This window comes from Ferrimonas aestuarii (genome assembly GCF_005116665.1).
Lineage (GTDB): Bacteria > Pseudomonadota > Gammaproteobacteria > Enterobacterales > Shewanellaceae > Ferrimonas > Ferrimonas aestuarii.
This window is the reverse complement of record NZ_SWCJ01000001.1, coordinates 176,729-192,919: the sequence shown is the minus strand read 5'-3', so window position 1 is coordinate 192,919 and position 16,191 is coordinate 176,729. Positions and strand designations below refer to the sequence as shown.

Below are 16,191 nucleotides of genomic sequence, written 5' to 3'. Positions count from 1 at the left end.
CACAACAGGTACGACCACCGACCAGAAGTGTGATCTAGGCGAGGTTTCCTTGATAGCCCCCATAGTGAAAGTTGAGTTAAAGCACTAGCCTTAGAGCCATCACTCTTTCGCAAAACTTGGACTTTGCTAATGCCCCAGGATCTTCAAACCTACCTCGTTGCTCGTCAGCTATCACAGGCCGCAAACAGATACGGCGACCGTGAAGCGGTCAAATACCAAACCGGCGGTAAATGGTGCTCGTTAGGCTGGCAGCAATTGAATCAGCAAAGTGATGCCCTAGGGGCCGCATTGTTGAACCTGGACACGGCAGAGCAAGATCGCATCGGTATCTTTGCTGGCAACAGCCTGAACTGGCTGATGACCGACATCGCCTGCATCAAAACGCGCGCGGTACTGGTTCCCATCTATGGCACCAGCACCTTAGAGCAGGCTCGATACATCGTTAACGATGCCCAAGTTAAAGTGTTGTTTGTCGGCGAGCAGTCCCAATACGACATTGCGCTGGATTTAGTGGGTGAATGCCCTAGCCTGACTACGGTGGTCTTGATGGACTCGGGCATCCAGCAGAAAGAGAGCACCCTGACTCAGTTAAGCATTGATGACCTCAAGCAAACCGATGCTGCGCCCCATCAGGCCGAACTGGAAAAGCGCCAGCAACAGATTCAGTTGGACGATCTATTTACCCTGATCTACACCTCTGGCACCACCGGCGAGCCCAAAGGGGTCATGCTGGTTCATCGCAATATCGCCTCCCTCATTGACCAGCATCGTCAGGCGGTGCCCATCGATGAAAACATCTTGTCACTGAGCTTCCTGCCGCTATCCCACATCTATGAGCGCGCGTGGAGCCTGTACGTGTTGAGTCAAGGTGGCCGCGTGGCCTACCTCAACGACCCAACATTGGTTCAAAAAGCACTGGTTGAGCTTAAGCCTGAGGTGATGTGCGCCGTACCTCGCCTGTTTGAAAAGATTCACAGCACCATCATCAGCAAAGTGACTAAGGCTTCCCTAACCAAGCGCGCCCTATTCGCTTGGTCGCTGCGTCAAGGTCGCCGCCAATATCAGGCTGACATTATTGGACGCACTCGCGCTGAGATCTCCAAACTGATGTTCTCCGTGGCTGACAAGCTGGTACTGAGCAAAATGCGTGATGCCTTAGGGGGCAATCTGAAGTTTGTTTCTGCGGGCGGTGCTCGTCTGGATGACCAAGTAAACGGCTTCTTCCAGCACATCGGCATCCCTCTACTCAACGGTTATGGTGCGACGGAAACTACCGCCACCGTGACCTGCAATCGAGTCGACAGTCGCCGCACCAGTGGGGTTGGCCTGCCCCTGCCAGGCATTCAAGTTCGTATCGGTGCCGACGACGAAATTCTGGTAAAAGGCGATACCGTGATGGCTGGTTACTACAACCGCCCCGCCGACACCAACCAAGCTTTTGAAGATGGCTGGTACAAGACCGGTGATGCGGGCTACATCGACGACGATGGTCACCTGCACATTACCGATCGCATTAAAGAGCTGATGAAGACCTCAAACGGCAAGTACATTGCGCCGCAACGCGTCGAAGGTCAGTTAGCGCTGGATCCTTTCATTGAGCAAGCTGCCATCATCGCCGATGGTCGCAACTTCGTTTCCGCGTTGGTTGTAGCCGATTTCGCGCAATTGGGTGAGTGGGCCAAAGAGCAAAACCTGAGCTTTAACAGTGACGCGGAATTGGTTGCCCTACCTGAAGTGCTGGAGATGATGCAGGCTCGAGTGAAAGAGAACCAAGCCGAGCTTGCTCGCTTCGAGCAGGTTAAGCAGATTACCTTAATGCCACGCCCATTTAGCATGGACCATGGCGAGCTTACCCCAACCCTGAAGCTTCGCCGTAAAGTCATCAGCGAAGTGTTTAAGAGCAAAATCGACGAGATGTACCAACGTCGACACTAAGCTGTTGAGCAAACCAATCGTATTGACGGTCAGCCTACGCTGGCCGTTTTTTTACGTGAAGATAATAGGCAAGCCGCAAGTATTGTTGCCCCCCGAAAGGCCACTGGGCCCTGACGTGCGTCAGGGAATAAGTTGGAGGGTACGCAGGTAGATGGCTGACCAAAGGCTATTCACCGCACTTTCCAACGCGTTGCCGGCGAACGCCGGTAGCCAGTGTCTTTGGATTTTTAGTGCAGTTTCATATGTCCCGAAAGGTCACTGGGCCCTGACGTGCGTCAGGGAGGCAGAATCCACCACCAAGATTGAATTCTCGTTTGCCGGCGCACGCCGGTAGCCAGTGCCTTTAGTTTTGATTGCGGCTTCATACGCCTGAAAAAGGTCACTGGGCCCTGACGTGCGTCAGGGAATAAGTTGGAGGGTACGCAGGTAGATGGGTGACGTTCGTCAGGGAACATGTTTCAGGGTAAGCAGTAACTGACCGACTAAGCTCTATATGCCTCACTCTCCAACGTTTTTCGGACGCACGCCGGTAGCCAGTGTCTTTAGGCCTGATTGCAGCTTTTTACGCCTGAAAAAGGACTCTGGGCCCTGACGTTCGTCAGGGAACATATTGCAGGGTAAGCAGTAACTGACTGACTAAGCTCTATATGCCTCACTCTTCAACGCTTTGCCGGCGCACGCCGGTAGCCAGCGTCTTTGAATTTGAGTGCAGCTTTTTACGCCCCAAAAAGGTCACTGGGCCCTGACGTGCGTCAGGGAATAAGTTGGAGGGTGCGCAGCTAGGTGGCTGACGTGCTTCAGGGAACATATTGCCGAGAAAGCAGAGCGCTTGAGCTCCCGCTCGCCGGTGGCATCGGCCACCGGCTTTCACAACAATGAAGCATCAAGCCTCAGAGGTGCTGGTTTTATCTTGAGTACGAACCCAACTGGCGATGATTGAGATGGTCAAAATACTGGCCACCACACCTAATGCCACTAGAGTCGGGATCTTGTACCACTCCATGATCAACATCTTGGTGCCGATGAACATCAGGATGACGGCCAAGCCGTACTTCAATAAACTGAAGCGCTCGGCTACACCAGCTAACAGAAAATACATCGCCCGTAAGCCCATAATGGCGAAGATGTTCGAGGTCAGCACAATAAACGGATCCGTAGTCACGGCAAAGATTGCCGGAATGCTGTCCACGGCGAAGATAACATCACTGAACTCCACCAACACCAGCACCAAAAACAGCGGCGTTGCGTAACGGACTCCATCTTTAACAGTAAAGAATCGCTCACCGTCCAGTTCATTGCTCACCTTCATGTGGCGACGGGTAAAACGCACTAACGGGTTGTCGCTGAGATCGCCGTCCGACTCTTTCACCAACAGCATCTTCAAACCGGTAATCACCAGGAAAGCGCCAAAGATGTACAAAATCCAGTGGAACTGGTTAATCAGGTAAACGCCACCAAACACCATAATAGTGCGCAGCACAATGGCACCCAAAACCCCATACAAAAGCACGCGACGTTGCAGCTCATTTGGGATGGCGAAATAGCTGAAGATCATCAACCATACAAACACGTTATCGACTGCGAGTGCTTTCTCCAGCAGGTAACCGGTAAAAAATTCCACCGTCTTCTGGTGTGCCAGCTCAGCGCCACCTATGTGGTTAAAATAAAACCACAAACCGGCATTGAACAACATCGCCACGGCCACCCAAACGACCGTCCAGATGCCCGCCTCTTTTACTGACACTTTATGGCTTTTGCCGCCACCCACAAAGCGGATGTCGATCCATAAAATACCTAAGACCAGAGCTGCAAACACAACCCAAAGCCACCATTGTTCAATCATTAGAGTCTCCAAACGGACTGATGCGCACATCAGAATAAGTACTAAACAGTGGGGCCATTGCGCCAAAACATGCGATATTTCAGTAATATTTACCAAAGAGCATGGTGTTTATAGAGTGGCACAAAAAAGCCCATTACCGAAAGGCAATGGGCCACAGATTCTTTACAGGGACGCCTCGCCTTTCGGCAAGGTCTCACTGACAACGACAATGCCGTTGCCCTGCCACCGAGTCTACTTAGACTGGGAATGACGATGACAGGTTGCTGATGCCAGCCTAGACGGTAATTCAGCAATAGTTACTCCCCTTGTTGGGGCGGAGTATAGATCCAACTTTGCTCATCGGGAAACCGTTTTTTTCATTGCTACGAAAATAATTTTTAAGCCCATGAAAACAAAGGCCAAGCACGCTGCTTGGCCTTAACGTTATCCAAATTATCGTGCATCGCCGTTATAGTTTTAGCACTATTTTCCCAAAATTTGGCAGTTAGCGGCTTGCTCTTCTGGCAAATTATCGATGGCACCCTGCTCTTCAATTAAGCAGTTAAGGTAATCAAACATGATGCCGCGCAGAACTTCTGAGTCTTGAGCCTGTTCATAACTGAGCTCCGTCGCCGCTCGGTTACGGCAATTCGCTTTATGATTACCCACTGCAACCATGCAGCCATTGATGTCCATGCCTTCACTCAGATCCATGCACTGCCTGAATTCGGGGTTCTTGCATAGTACCTTATCGATGCTGAAGACTTTCTCGAGCACTTTTGCGGCTACTTGAGCTTTAGCCTTCTCTTCATCGAAAGCAAACTGCACCAACATTGCGTCTTTAGCGACCACCTTATCTTTATAGATCACTTCAAACTGCCAACGGCCAGAGACCATCTCCCAATCTTCGGTGAACTGCCACATGGCCAAATTGCCATCATTGATGTACATGTTGTCTTGCCATTGGCTCTGACTGAACTTTTGACCCGACGGCGCCGTCAATTCAGGGTGGGTAACCCGCACCATGATCGGCAACTGCTTCGGCATCTTATTAACGTCGATGCCCTCAGGCCAAGCTACGCTGTACTGAATGCCGATAAAATCGTTCTTATCGGCCAATACATTACGAAAGCCAGAAGCGTACTGACGCCCCTTGCGCTCAAGGATGCTACCCGCAGCCACTAGCTCCACAATCGGCTCCTGGGAGAGCACCACAGGATGACTGGCTCCCCATGGAGTATTGTTGGCATCCACGATTCGGCGATCAATGCCTTCCGGCAGCGTTAGCTCCTCCAAAGGATTCTGAAACAGCACCAGCGACTTAGGTTGAGTCAGCGTAGACAGATCTAAGCTCTTCAACAGGTTGTGGTTCAACCTAAGCTTTTCAATTTGCGTCGCCTCACCTAATTCAAAGTGGCGCAGTTGGTTTTGTCCCAGATACAGCTGGGTCAAATTCTCGGACTTACTAACATCAACATCGGTCAATTGATTGAGCTCAGCATTGATGTAAGTCAGCTTGGGGTGGTTCGCCACGAGCAGCTGCTTCAGCTGGTTTTTGGCAACACGCAGATCAACCAATGCTGGGTTTTGACTGATATCAAGCTGCTCCAGTGTGCCTCGGGTGAGGTTCAACGAACGCAGTAACGGGCTGGCACTGAGATCCAACTTTTTCAGTTGATGCCCGCTCAACCCAAGATCTTTGAGTTTCGGTTTACCCTCAATATCAACGTTGGTTACGGGGTTTTTATACGCATACAGGGCATTAAGTTCGACAGCGTCGCCAAGTACGATCTGACCAAGATCGTTATCATCGAGATTGAGCCGTTCAATCTTTTTGTTGTTAGAGACATCGAGGCGAGTCAATTGGTTACGTGAAACCAGTAGCCAACGGAGTTTTGGGTTGTGACTGGTGTCTATCTGCTTTAGACGGTTAGTGCCAACCAGCAACTCTTCCAGATTTGGCATCCAGCGGATCTCATCCAGCTGTTGAATGCCATAGCTACGACAATCAAGCTCGACAATTTCACCCCAAGTTTCAAAACCATTGTCAGACAAGCACTGAGCAAACTGAGGATCAATAAGGTTGGTATTACTGATGGCATCACTGGGGCTAGGGCCACCGCTTAAGAGGGCACAGCCTTGAAGTAGTGTCGGCAACAAGCTGGCAATCGCGAAGTTTCGCAAGGTGGTTTTCATATGCATCTTATTGTATTTAATGAATAAAAATCGATGTCGTTATAACCAACCTTATTGGGCATGGCCAGCATTTAGTTCCATTTGTGACTAAAAGCGCCAACTTCATCGAAGTTTTGCTTGTTTCTCACCCAACCCAGCACAAAAAAGCGCCCCTAATCAGGGGCGCTTTTTATGGCTCAAAATGAGTTACTTGCCGCCGGGCTCAGCGAACTTGGTCATCCAATCTTCCACTTGGTTGTACCAATAGATGGAGTTGTTTGGCTTCATGATCCAGTGATTCTCATCTGGGAAGTAGATCATCCGTGATTCGACGCCTCGGCTTTGCAAAGTGCGGAACAGTTCAAACCCTTGACCGACCGGCACGCGATAGTCTTTCTGGCCGTGAATCACCAGAGTTGGGGTGTTGAAATTACCAGCAAAATAGTGAGGAGAAATTGACTTGTAGATCTCCGGCTTTTCCCAGTAATTGCCAAAACGGGTGGAGTGAACTGCAAAGTCTGCCGCCATTTGCGAGTACATGTTGTACACCGCTGCGTGGATCAGCAGAGCTTTAAAGGGATGCTCTTGCCCAAGGATGATGGAGGTCAGGTAGCCGCCATAGCTGGCACCACCGGCAACCATGCGGTCACTATCGATCCAAGGCTGTGCTTCAAACCAATCTGCGGCTTTTTGCACATCTTCCAAAGACTTGTTTTTCCAGTCTGGGTTGATGGAATCCGCAAACTCCTGACCAAAACTGCTGGAGCCGTGAAAGTTTGGCCATGCGGTCACATAGCCCCAAGAGGCAAAGGTTTGAGCATTCCAGCGGTAGTGGAAGCCATCACTGATGGCATTATGAGGACCACCGTGGATCAACATCATCAGCGGGTACTTCTTGCTCTTATCGAAACCCGGCGGGTAGTGAACCCACATCTGAATGTCGTCGCCGTTATAACCTTTGTAGGTCACCGACTCATAGGTACCCATGTCCACATCACTTAGGATGTCGTCATTAAAGCTGTCCAAACGGGTGGTTTTGCCGTTACGAGGATTGATCTTCACCAGACGAGCCGGATACAGGAAGCTGTCGTTTGATGCCACCAAAGTGCCATCGTTACTGATGTCAGGTTTGCCAAAGTTAGTCGCCTTGGTCACCGGCTTAACTTTACCCTTGGTGCTGATGTGGTAGATACGGCGAGTAGCAGCATCGTCGATGGCGGCATAAAAGCCCTTGCTGTCAGGGGTCCAAGTCAGACTGGACACAGAGCGATCCCAGTCGGTGGTGATCTCTTTCTCATCGCGGTCGTCCATATCAACCAGTACCAAGTTAGCGGTATCGGCATAGAACCCGGCGATGCGCTGACGAGTGTAGGCCAACGTGTCACCATCTGGACTGAACATCGGATTGAAATCTGGCGCTTCATTGTTTGGCGTCAGGTTAATACTCTTATCACTGCCGATCTCTGCAAGGAAGATATCGATATTTGGATTGACCTGATCTTCCCAGCCATTCGCAGTAAAGGCGATCCAATCGCCCGCTGGGTCGATGTCATAGCTGCTGGCACTTTGAGTGTTGCGCGGTAACTCCATCTTCAGAGGTTGGGTGATAGCTTCAATTTCGCCACCTTTGGCTGGAATTCGGAAAACGTGCGCTTGGCGGTCTTCATCAAGCCAGTGATCAAAGTGTGAGTACGGCAGCGCATTCCACTGGCGAGCCGACACTTTACTGTCTTTGTCGGCTTTCAATTGCTCACCCATCTGCTCCCAGTTTTGCTCAGGGAAGATGCGGCTGATGAAGTAGATGTGGTCACCCACCCATTTGATGCCATGGACTCCCGTGGGCACTTGAGTCAATCGCTGCGCTTCGCCCGGCGCATCCATTGGCAGCAGATAGATTTGACCGGCATCGTCGTCATTGCGCTTACTGATGAACGCCAGTGTCTTCCCGTCTGGAGAGAACACCGGCTCGCTGACCCGTAGCCCTTCTGCGGTTAACGGGCGCTGAGTCTTGCCATCCTCATCGAATAACCACAACTGGGTTGAGCCCTTGTCGGTCTCGACGTTGTATTTGGTCACGGGGGCGATGATCTGCTCTCCCTCAGGAGAGATTGTGGGGCTGCCGATACGGTTGAGTTGCCACAGCACATCAACCGAGAGTGGTTTACTGGCTTCTGCCACCGCCGATGCCACCGGCATCAGGGCGCAAAGCAGGGTGATACCTACCTTCTTCACGAGTGTTACTCCATTTTATTATTGGTTTTCCTGCATAAACTGCTTCGGCAGTATATCTGGGCAAGGTGAACAAATGCCATACACTAGAGAGTCGCTTTTGCCGAGGTGTTGACTCGCGGTTACCATTAGGTTTACGCAGGAAAAGGAGCTGCCAACCGCTTACTCATTTCGTGAAAATAGTCACGGTTTATTAAGCTTCAGTACGGAATAAATGGTTTAGAATTCGGCCGCTTTTTCATGTCTTTGTTGGAGAACCTATGGGTTGGTTACGCCATAGTCTGTTGATGTGCAGCGTTGCCCTTATGCTGGCTGGCTGCTCACTGTTGGAAGTCAAATTGGAAAGCGGCATCGAACCCCTGCCCGCCGAGCAGTTGAGCATGCGCCTATTCACACGAGAGTATGCCAATACCTTCTATGCTGGGGTGGAACACAGTGCCGATGTGGTGCTGGCCAGCGATGACGTATCCCTGAAATCCCAAGCACTGCTGTGGAAAATTAATGCCGAGCAAGTGCTTACGCAAACCATCTTTCAGGTATCGCCGGTGGCGGCGATGGTAGATACCTGGGCCTTCACCGCCCAGATGGCGGCCTATTTTGAGTCCGGTTATGGGCGCAACCTGTTTGGGGATCACAGTGAGTTGGTGGCGCAAACCAGCCAGGATCTGCTCGCGGATTATGAGCGCCGAATGCGTGGTTTGTTGTCAGAGTCTGAATTTAGCGCCAACCAGACTTTCATGGTTCAATATGCCAACGAGCACCCGTTATTCGATTTGAGCTTTGCTCGAGTGTCCGCATTCAGTGGTTGGCTGGCCTATCGCAACATCAGTGAGCAGGAAGCGATCAAAACCTTTGGTAGCGTCCCCGAAGTGATGACCGACATGTCGGAGCGCATGGCGATGCTGGCCTCACAAACCCCCAAACTTCTCGGTTGGAAAGCGGAACTGTTTGCCCTGAACTCCAACATCAACTCCAGCGAGGTGAACCAAACGCTGAAACAGATCAGTGACACCTCTGCGAAATTCCAAACCTTGATGGCGCAAAGCCCACAGATGATGTCGCAGTTAGCGGTGGATATGCGCCAAGAGTTGACCCCTTTGCTGGAGCAGCTGGATGCCAGCGCCGAACGCAATATGGCCCAGTTGTCGGTAGAGCGCCAAGCGTTGGAGCTGCTGGTTGAACGGGAGCGCTTGGCACTAGCGCAGTTAGTAGAGCGTGAACGCCAAGCGCTAGTTAAAGATGCCGATGCCTTGGTCGCGCGTACCGTCGACCAAGCGTTCGAGCAGCTAACTCAGGTTCTGCAGGGGCTAATCCTCTACATCGTACTGTTTTTGCTGGTGGTGTTTTTTGCCCCACTCGGTCTTGGCGTTTGGTTGGGAAAACGCATGCAGACAAAAAATAACCGCGATTGAATCAATCTTGGAGAGTGGCTCTTGGATTATGTTCCCTGACGCACGTCAGGGCCCAGTGACCTTTCAGGGCGTATGAAACTGCACTCAAAACCAAAGACACTGGCTACCGGCATTCGCCGGCAAAGCGTTGGAGAGTGAAGTGGTAAAGTTGGGGCAGCCAGCTACCTGCGTACCCTCCAACTTATTCCCTGACGCACGTCAGGGCCCAGTGGCCTTTCGGGGGCGTGTGAGGCTGCACTCAAAACCAAAGACACAGGCTACCGGCATTCGCCGGCAAAGCGTTAGAGAGTGAAGTGGTAAAGTTGGGGAAGCCAGCTACCTGCGTACCCTCCAACTTATTCTCTGACGCACGTCAGGGCCCAGTGGCCTTTATTGAGCATTTAGAGCTGCACTCAAAACCAAAGACACGGGCTACCGGCATTCGCCGGCAAAGCGTTGGAGAGTGAAGTGGTAAAGTTGGGGCAGCCAGCTACCTGAGTACCCTCCAACTTATTCCCTGACGCACGTCAGGGGCCAGTGGCTTTTGCATGTGAAAACTAAATCAATGAAGACAAGCCGCCCCTTTAATCACAACGGCGAAAACTCTCACTTCATATCTTAGAATCTGCTCGCGGAAACGCCTAACTCCTTCCCCGTATACTGCCCTCAAATTTAACCTCTTTAACTGCAAGAGAGGCGGCCTTTGATATGGAGTATCCCAATGCAGCAACCTCATATTCTCTTATCTTCAGACCAAGTCAGTGAGTTGGTTGTTCTCTGTGGTGAGCCTGCCCGAGTAGACCGAATCTCCGCCCATTTAGAAAACGCAACTCTACTGGCAGACAATCGAGAATTTCGCTCCATGTCCGGTAGCTTTGCAGGTAAAACCATCACCGTTTGCAGCACCGGAATTGGCGCCCCTTCAGCAATCATCGCCCTTGAAGAACTTCGACAATGCGGCGCGACTCAGTTTATCCGCATCGGCTCAGCCGGAGCACTGCAACCGAAGATAGCACTGGGAGAACTCATCCTGGTAGATGGGGCTGTACGAGATGACGGCGGCTCCAGTAGCCATGCGCCTCTGGCCTACCCAGCCATTGCTGATAGACACCTAACCTGTGCGATGGAAACCTACCTAACGGAGCACAACGTCACTTTTCACTCAGGTATCGTCCGGTCTCACGACAGCTTCTACCGAGACGATGAGATGGAGGTCTGCAAGCGCTGGCACCACATGGGAGTATTAGGAGCCGATATGGAAACTGCCGCCCTGATGACCCTAGGTCGCATTAAAGGGTTGAAAGTTGGTGCAGTCCTAAACAATGTGGTGCTTTACGGAAATGACGTACAGGAGGGAATCAACGATTATGTGTGTTCTGACGACGCATTGATGCGAGGTGAGAAGATGGCGATCCGTTGTGCACTTCATGGATTGACCTCTTAGATTAAGTAATTCTCCCTGATATTCAGTCAGGGAGAGACTCTCCTAAAATCGTAATCGCAGATTGCAATTTGCAACCCACCGCCACTAGAAGCAAAAAAATCAATTAAAAATAATAAGATAAGTTTGTGCACGCTTTTTGCTGTGACTTGATATTCCCTTTGATTATCGAGGCAACCATGAGCTTTCAAATTGGTTTTTACACCGAAAAATGGCAAGCCCCTCACCACAGCCTGGTGCAGCTGCTGCTAAAAAAGTACCCCAACGCCGACCATTATCAGGATGAGCACTGCTTTTTGCTCAATCACAGTCATGGCAGTTGGCAGTCCAATGACTGGCACCAAACACCAGAGAGTATTTTGCTCTGCTTCGGCCACCCGCTGCTGTCGCAAAATCGCAGCCAAGATCTCAAGCAGCTTAACCAAGCTCAGCTAAATGTACAGGCACTGGAAGACGCTCAAGGCAGCTACCTGCTGACCCACTACAATACCCGCTCGAAGCAGCTGACCCTTTGCGCCGATCCGCTGGCCATTCGGCCGTTCTACACTACAGAATTCGCCGGCGGCACCCTGTTCGCCAACCGCATGAAGCCCCTAGTCGAGTATGCGCCACTGACCAAACGCAACGTTGACGCCCAGTTAGAATACGCCTTACTGGGTTATACCCTGGGTGAGCACACTCCATATCAGCGGCTGCGCGCCAGCCTACCCGGCGAAGTACTTACATTGACCGGACAGAGCCAGCGTTTCAGCCGACATCATTCATGGCACCATCTGGCCTCGAAACCGGGGGAAAATCTGGATGCGGGCATTGAGCAACTGGACAGTGCCTTTAAACAGGCGGTAGCGCGATACTGTGCCGATGATCACCACTTTGTCTCCACTCTCAGTGGCGGCCTTGACTCGCGGCTCATCGCCAGCGAACTGCGTAGGCAGGGCAAACAGATTCAAAGCCTTAACTTTTCACGCAGCCTGACCCAAGATCTCTGGTGCGCTCAGCAATTTGCGGATTCACAGGGAATTTCGCTTGAAGTCATTGCCGTCGACGATACCCAAGCCAAAACCTGTGAGCAGCGTCTTGGCCAACACTGGAACTCTGAGAACTTTGCCAACTACCACGACGTGGAGCGGCCACAGTTGGTGTGGTCAGGCAATGGCGGCAGCGTTTGCGTCGGTCAGATCTACACCTCAGCACCACTGCTGGACGCCATCAAAACTGGCGATACGGAACAGGTTATCGATGCCTACATTGCCCAGCAACAGGCGATAGTTCCCGCCGCGCTGATTGACGATGGCAGCAACCAACAGCTGCGTTTTAAAGAGCGGCTGATGGCGGCGCTGGCAAAATACTCAACACTACCGATGAGCAAAGCGTGGCAGCTATTTTTGTGGGAGAACGATCAGCATCAGCACGTGGCCATTCCTTTTGAGGAGATGGATCAATTTCAACTGGATTTCTATCTGCCGTTCTACTCCAAGGGCGTACTCGACGCGATGATGTCGATGCCGATGGAAGCGGCGACTCGACACGGCATCTACATGGAATGGACTCAGCGCCACTATCCCCAAATGCTAACAACTCCGTGGCAGACCTACCCAGAACACCTGCCCTGCCCGCTCCCCAAGCCAGCCAATTTGCAGCATCAGTGGCAGTTAGCGCTGCCCAAAGGCACTCGTCGCGCCCTGCAACATCAAGGGTGGCAAAGCTGTCTTAATGGCAAACCGCCCCTAAAACGCGCCGCCATCGCCGCCCGCTTACTGGCGGATCAGCTTGGCATTCGTGATGCCAGTGCCCATCTAAAATTCGTGGCACAGTACCAGCGCTGGCGGTAAATAGGACTAAGGAGTCGATTTTGAACGCGACACCCAGTACAGATAGCTCCAATAAGCGCAGGCTAGCGCCAAGGCGTAACCGATGGGCAGCAGCAGAGTCGACAAACCATGCTCGACGTAGAGTTTGGCCCCGATAACGCCGCCGGAGAGAAACCCAAACAAAATAAAAAGGAACAGCTTGGCCTTGCGGAAATCGAAGTGCTCTCCCCGAAGGCGAGCGCCGATCATAATGCCTAAGTCGGTGACGATGCCGGTCATGTGGGTGGTTCGTACGACCGCTCCACTGAAGGTGGAGATCATGGCATTTTGCAGGCCACAGGCTGCCGACGCAAAGTACTGGCCGCTAAGATCACCGTTTTTCAGCGCTAGGTAGCTCAAAAACAACAGCCCTGCTTCCAAACACAACGCCACCCCATAACGGCGCCCCAGCTTTAACGCGGTGCTTTCAATAAACAGCCCGCTGAGCATGGCGCCAAGCAGAAAGCTCAATACCACCAAAGCCATGTGCATCGCTTGGCCATTGAGCGTGCCCAAACTGGCACCGAGTAACGTCACCGTTCCCGAGATGTGCGACACCGCTTGGTGGGAGAACCCCAGTAATCCAATAGCATTCACCACTCCTGCTAGCTGCGCCAGCAGGAAAGCACCAAACTCAACCCATTTAGGTAATCTAGAAATCACAATCTTCTCCCAAGCAGGCGCGAATTATAGGGGGTGAGCTCACACTGAAAACGGGATCCAGTGAACAGTTTTCGTGATACAAAAACGGCCGGGGATTGAAATCACCGGCCGCACAAACTCTACCAACCTGACGAGATACCTTGTCACGATGACCTGCTCAATCAGGTTGGTCTCAATCCAGAGTTACTTACTCCGATTGAGGGGGAAACTCCACGTCTTCGACGAGCTGCATCTCACTGACGTCTTCCAAGAAATCATCAACCTGCTGCTGAGCCTCGTCCGCACTGTCCTCTTTAAAATAGGCCAGATGAAACAGGGCATCGCCTTCATTAGCCAGCGGCAAAGTTTGATGACCAATGACAATGCCATCTTTCGGTGCGTAGATTTGCCCCTCCACCGTGCCCAGCGGCGCACTGATTTTCGCCAGTGCCTGACCTTTGCTAACCCACTCCCCTAGGCCAACAAGGCTTCTGAAAGTGCCGTTTTGCTCGGCGCGAACCCAGGAGGTGCTGCGAGCAATGACCATGGGTTTGGTCACTTTTCGCTGGGAGCGCAGCATGCCAAGGTGACGCATCACCCGCAGGCATCCCTGAACCGCCATCTTGATGGCGCCTGGGTCATAGCGCAGCGCTTCCCCCCCCTCATAGGTGATTACCGGAATGCCACTTTCCTGAGCCACAGCTCGCAATGAGCCGTCTCGAGTCACCGCGTTAACCACCACTGGCACATCAAAGGCTTGGGCCATTGACGCACTTTCTGGATCCTGCATATTCACCCGCAGCTGTGGCAGGTTAGTCCGGTGCACCGCACCGGTATGTAGGTCGATAATATGGCTGCAGCGCTGCACCACCTGGGTGAAGAACTGATGCGCTAAACGTCCCGCAATGGAGCCGCGCTCAGAGCCGGGGAAGCAGCGATTAAGGTCACGGCGATCCGGCAAATAGCGGCTCTTATTGTTGAAACCAAACACGTTAACCACGGGAACGGCAACCAACGTGCCGCGCAACTTTTTGGCATCCACTAACGCCAGCAGTTGTCGCACCGCCTCTACCCCGTTGAGCTCATCCCCATGAATGGCCGCAGAGATAAGCAGTACTGGTCCGGGCTTACGCCCATGAATCACCTGTACTGGAATACTCAGCGGCGCATGGGTATACAGCTGGGCCACTTCCAAATCAATTGTTGCACGATCACCAGGAGCGATCTCTTGCCCAGCCAGTTCAAACTGAACTGCCTTGGCCGTCGCCCGACTTTTTTCAGCGGTCATGATCTCCACCAGATTTCACTTGTTGCTCGATGTAATCAATAATCATCCCAGCCACGTCTTTGCCCGTAGCGGTTTCAATGCCTTCCAGACCTGGGGAGGAGTTCACCTCCATCACCAACGGGCCTCGCTTGGAGCGCAGCAGATCCACCCCTGCCACATGCAGCCCCATGGCTGCGGCAGCGTTAACCGCCGTTAAGCGCTCCTCTTCGGTAAGCTCAACCAAGGTTGCGCTGCCGCCACGGTGAAGGTTAGAGCGAAACTCCCCTTCCGCCGCTTGGCGTTTCATGGCGGCAATCACCTGATCGCCAATCACAAAACAGCGAATGTCGGCACCACCAGCCTCTTCAATAAACTCCTGCACCATGATGTTGGCTTTCAGACCCAAAAACGCTTCAATCACGCTTTCGGCGGCCTTTCGGGTTTCCGCCAGCACCACACCAATACCTTGTGTACCCTCCAGCAGTTTGATCACCACTGGCGCACCACCAACCATGTCCAGCAGATCTTTAATGTCATCAGGCTTACTGGCAAACCCGGTAATCGGCATGCCAATTTGGCGACCGGACAATAGCTGCAGCGACCGCAATTTATCTCGAGAGCGATTGATGGCATCAGAGCCGTTGACCGCATACACGCCCATGGTTTCAAACTGACGCAGCACCGCACAGCCATAGAAGGTCACCGAAGCACCGATACGAGGAATCACCGCATCGTGACCCTCTAGAATCTCACCCTTGGAGTGAATCGATGGCTTTAAGGTGTTGATGTTCATATAACAACGCAGCACGTCGATCACTTCGGGCTCATGGTCCCGCTCTCGACAGGCTTCCATTAAGCGCCGAGTGGAGTAGAGATTGGCATTTCGAGATAAAATTCCGATTTTCATTTAATCCTCCAAGGACAATAAAAATGAATCTTCTGGACAAATCAGCAGTTGATTCTCCATGGCAGTACGGCCAACTAGCATGCGAAACTTCATACGCTCGCGATTGGTGATGGTCATCTCAACGGGCCAAGTGCGCTTGCCCATCGTTAGGCTGGTCAAAACCACGGGGCGCAACTGCTCGTGACCGCCGGAGTCCCGCACGGTCCGCTCATCAATAATGGGAGCCTCACAGACTTGAGTGTCATCACTGTCTTGCTGAGGTTGTACGGTAAAACGCAGCCAAGGTTTGCCATCGCGCTCGAAGCGCTCACTGGCAATGGCGTGGATGCAGGAGGTACGAGCTCCAGTATCCATTTTGGCTTTAATACGACTGACGCCGAGCTCAGGTAGGGCAACCCACTCGCGCCAACCTGCAATCTGATGGTCTTCGACCTGATTTTGTGAACTTTTTTGAGTATCCATGGTGACTCCAAAATGCCAAAGCAGATGGGTATAACCATAGCCTTGCGCTAGGTTTACAGCATCGCTCGTT

11 protein-coding genes are annotated in these 16,191 nt (G+C 52.2%); 4 read left to right on the top strand and 7 right to left on the bottom strand.

Going from position 1 to position 16,191, the window contains the following annotated elements; translation table 11 throughout:
* Positions 1-129 precede the first annotated feature (129 nt).
* A complete protein-coding gene (locus FCL42_RS00940; RefSeq protein WP_136861494.1) occupies positions 130-1,935 on the top strand; it encodes an AMP-dependent synthetase/ligase in 1,806 nt (601 codons plus the stop codon).
* 883 nt (positions 1,936-2,818) lie between these two features.
* Here FCL42_RS00940 and FCL42_RS00935 read toward each other — a convergent pair.
* The 3 genes from FCL42_RS00935 to FCL42_RS00925 form a co-directional block, all read right to left on the bottom strand.
* The gene (locus FCL42_RS00935; protein WP_169308239.1) at positions 2,819-3,778 is read right to left on the bottom strand and encodes a TerC family protein; all 960 of its coding nucleotides are present in this window, start codon (positions 3,776-3,778) and stop codon (positions 2,819-2,821) included.
* Positions 3,779-4,240: 462 nt separating this feature from the next.
* Positions 4,241-5,953 carry a DUF3859 domain-containing protein gene (locus FCL42_RS00930; protein WP_169308238.1) on the bottom strand — a complete coding sequence of 571 codons (1,713 nt, stop codon included), beginning with the start codon at positions 5,951-5,953 and terminating at the stop codon, positions 4,241-4,243.
* A gap of 186 nt (positions 5,954-6,139) precedes the next feature.
* Positions 6,140-8,164: a S9 family peptidase gene (locus tag FCL42_RS00925; RefSeq protein ID WP_136861492.1), complete on the bottom strand. Its 2,025-nt coding sequence runs from the start codon at positions 8,162-8,164 to the stop codon at positions 6,140-6,142.
* Between the two features lie 257 nt (positions 8,165-8,421).
* Between FCL42_RS00925 and FCL42_RS00920 the strand changes: the two genes are divergently transcribed.
* The 3 genes from FCL42_RS00920 (at position 8,422) to FCL42_RS00910 (ending at position 12,825) form a co-directional block, all read left to right on the top strand.
* Positions 8,422-9,573, top strand: a complete 1,152-nt coding sequence (locus FCL42_RS00920; protein ID WP_136861491.1) for a chemotaxis protein — start codon at positions 8,422-8,424, stop codon at positions 9,571-9,573.
* A gap of 700 nt (positions 9,574-10,273) precedes the next feature.
* A complete protein-coding gene (locus FCL42_RS00915) occupies positions 10,274-10,996 on the top strand; it encodes a nucleoside phosphorylase (RefSeq protein WP_136861490.1) in 723 nt (240 codons plus the stop codon).
* Between the two features lie 176 nt (positions 10,997-11,172).
* Positions 11,173-12,825 (top strand): asparagine synthase-related protein, encoded by a 1,653-nt coding sequence (locus FCL42_RS00910; protein WP_136861489.1) that lies wholly within the window; start codon positions 11,173-11,175, stop codon positions 12,823-12,825.
* 6 nt (positions 12,826-12,831) lie between these two features.
* Here FCL42_RS00910 and FCL42_RS00905 read toward each other — a convergent pair whose 3' ends face one another.
* The 4 genes from FCL42_RS00905 to FCL42_RS00890 form a co-directional block, all read right to left on the bottom strand.
* Positions 12,832-13,506 carry a YoaK family protein gene (locus tag FCL42_RS00905; RefSeq protein ID WP_136861488.1) on the bottom strand — a complete coding sequence of 225 codons (675 nt, stop codon included), beginning with the start codon at positions 13,504-13,506 and terminating at the stop codon, positions 12,832-12,834.
* A gap of 187 nt (positions 13,507-13,693) precedes the next feature.
* Complete coding sequence (locus FCL42_RS00900; protein ID WP_136861487.1) at positions 13,694-14,773, bottom strand: succinylglutamate desuccinylase/aspartoacylase family protein; 1,080 nt, start codon at positions 14,771-14,773, stop codon at positions 13,694-13,696.
* The gene (gene rimK / locus FCL42_RS00895) at positions 14,763-15,659 is read right to left on the bottom strand and encodes a 30S ribosomal protein S6--L-glutamate ligase (protein ID WP_136861486.1); all 897 of its coding nucleotides are present in this window, start codon (positions 15,657-15,659) and stop codon (positions 14,763-14,765) included. The genes FCL42_RS00900 and rimK overlap by 11 nt, the downstream gene beginning before the upstream one ends.
* Positions 15,660-16,121, bottom strand: coding sequence for an ATP-dependent zinc protease family protein (locus FCL42_RS00890; protein WP_136861485.1), 462 nt, complete (start codon positions 16,119-16,121; stop codon positions 15,660-15,662).
* Positions 16,122-16,191 lie beyond the last annotated feature (70 nt).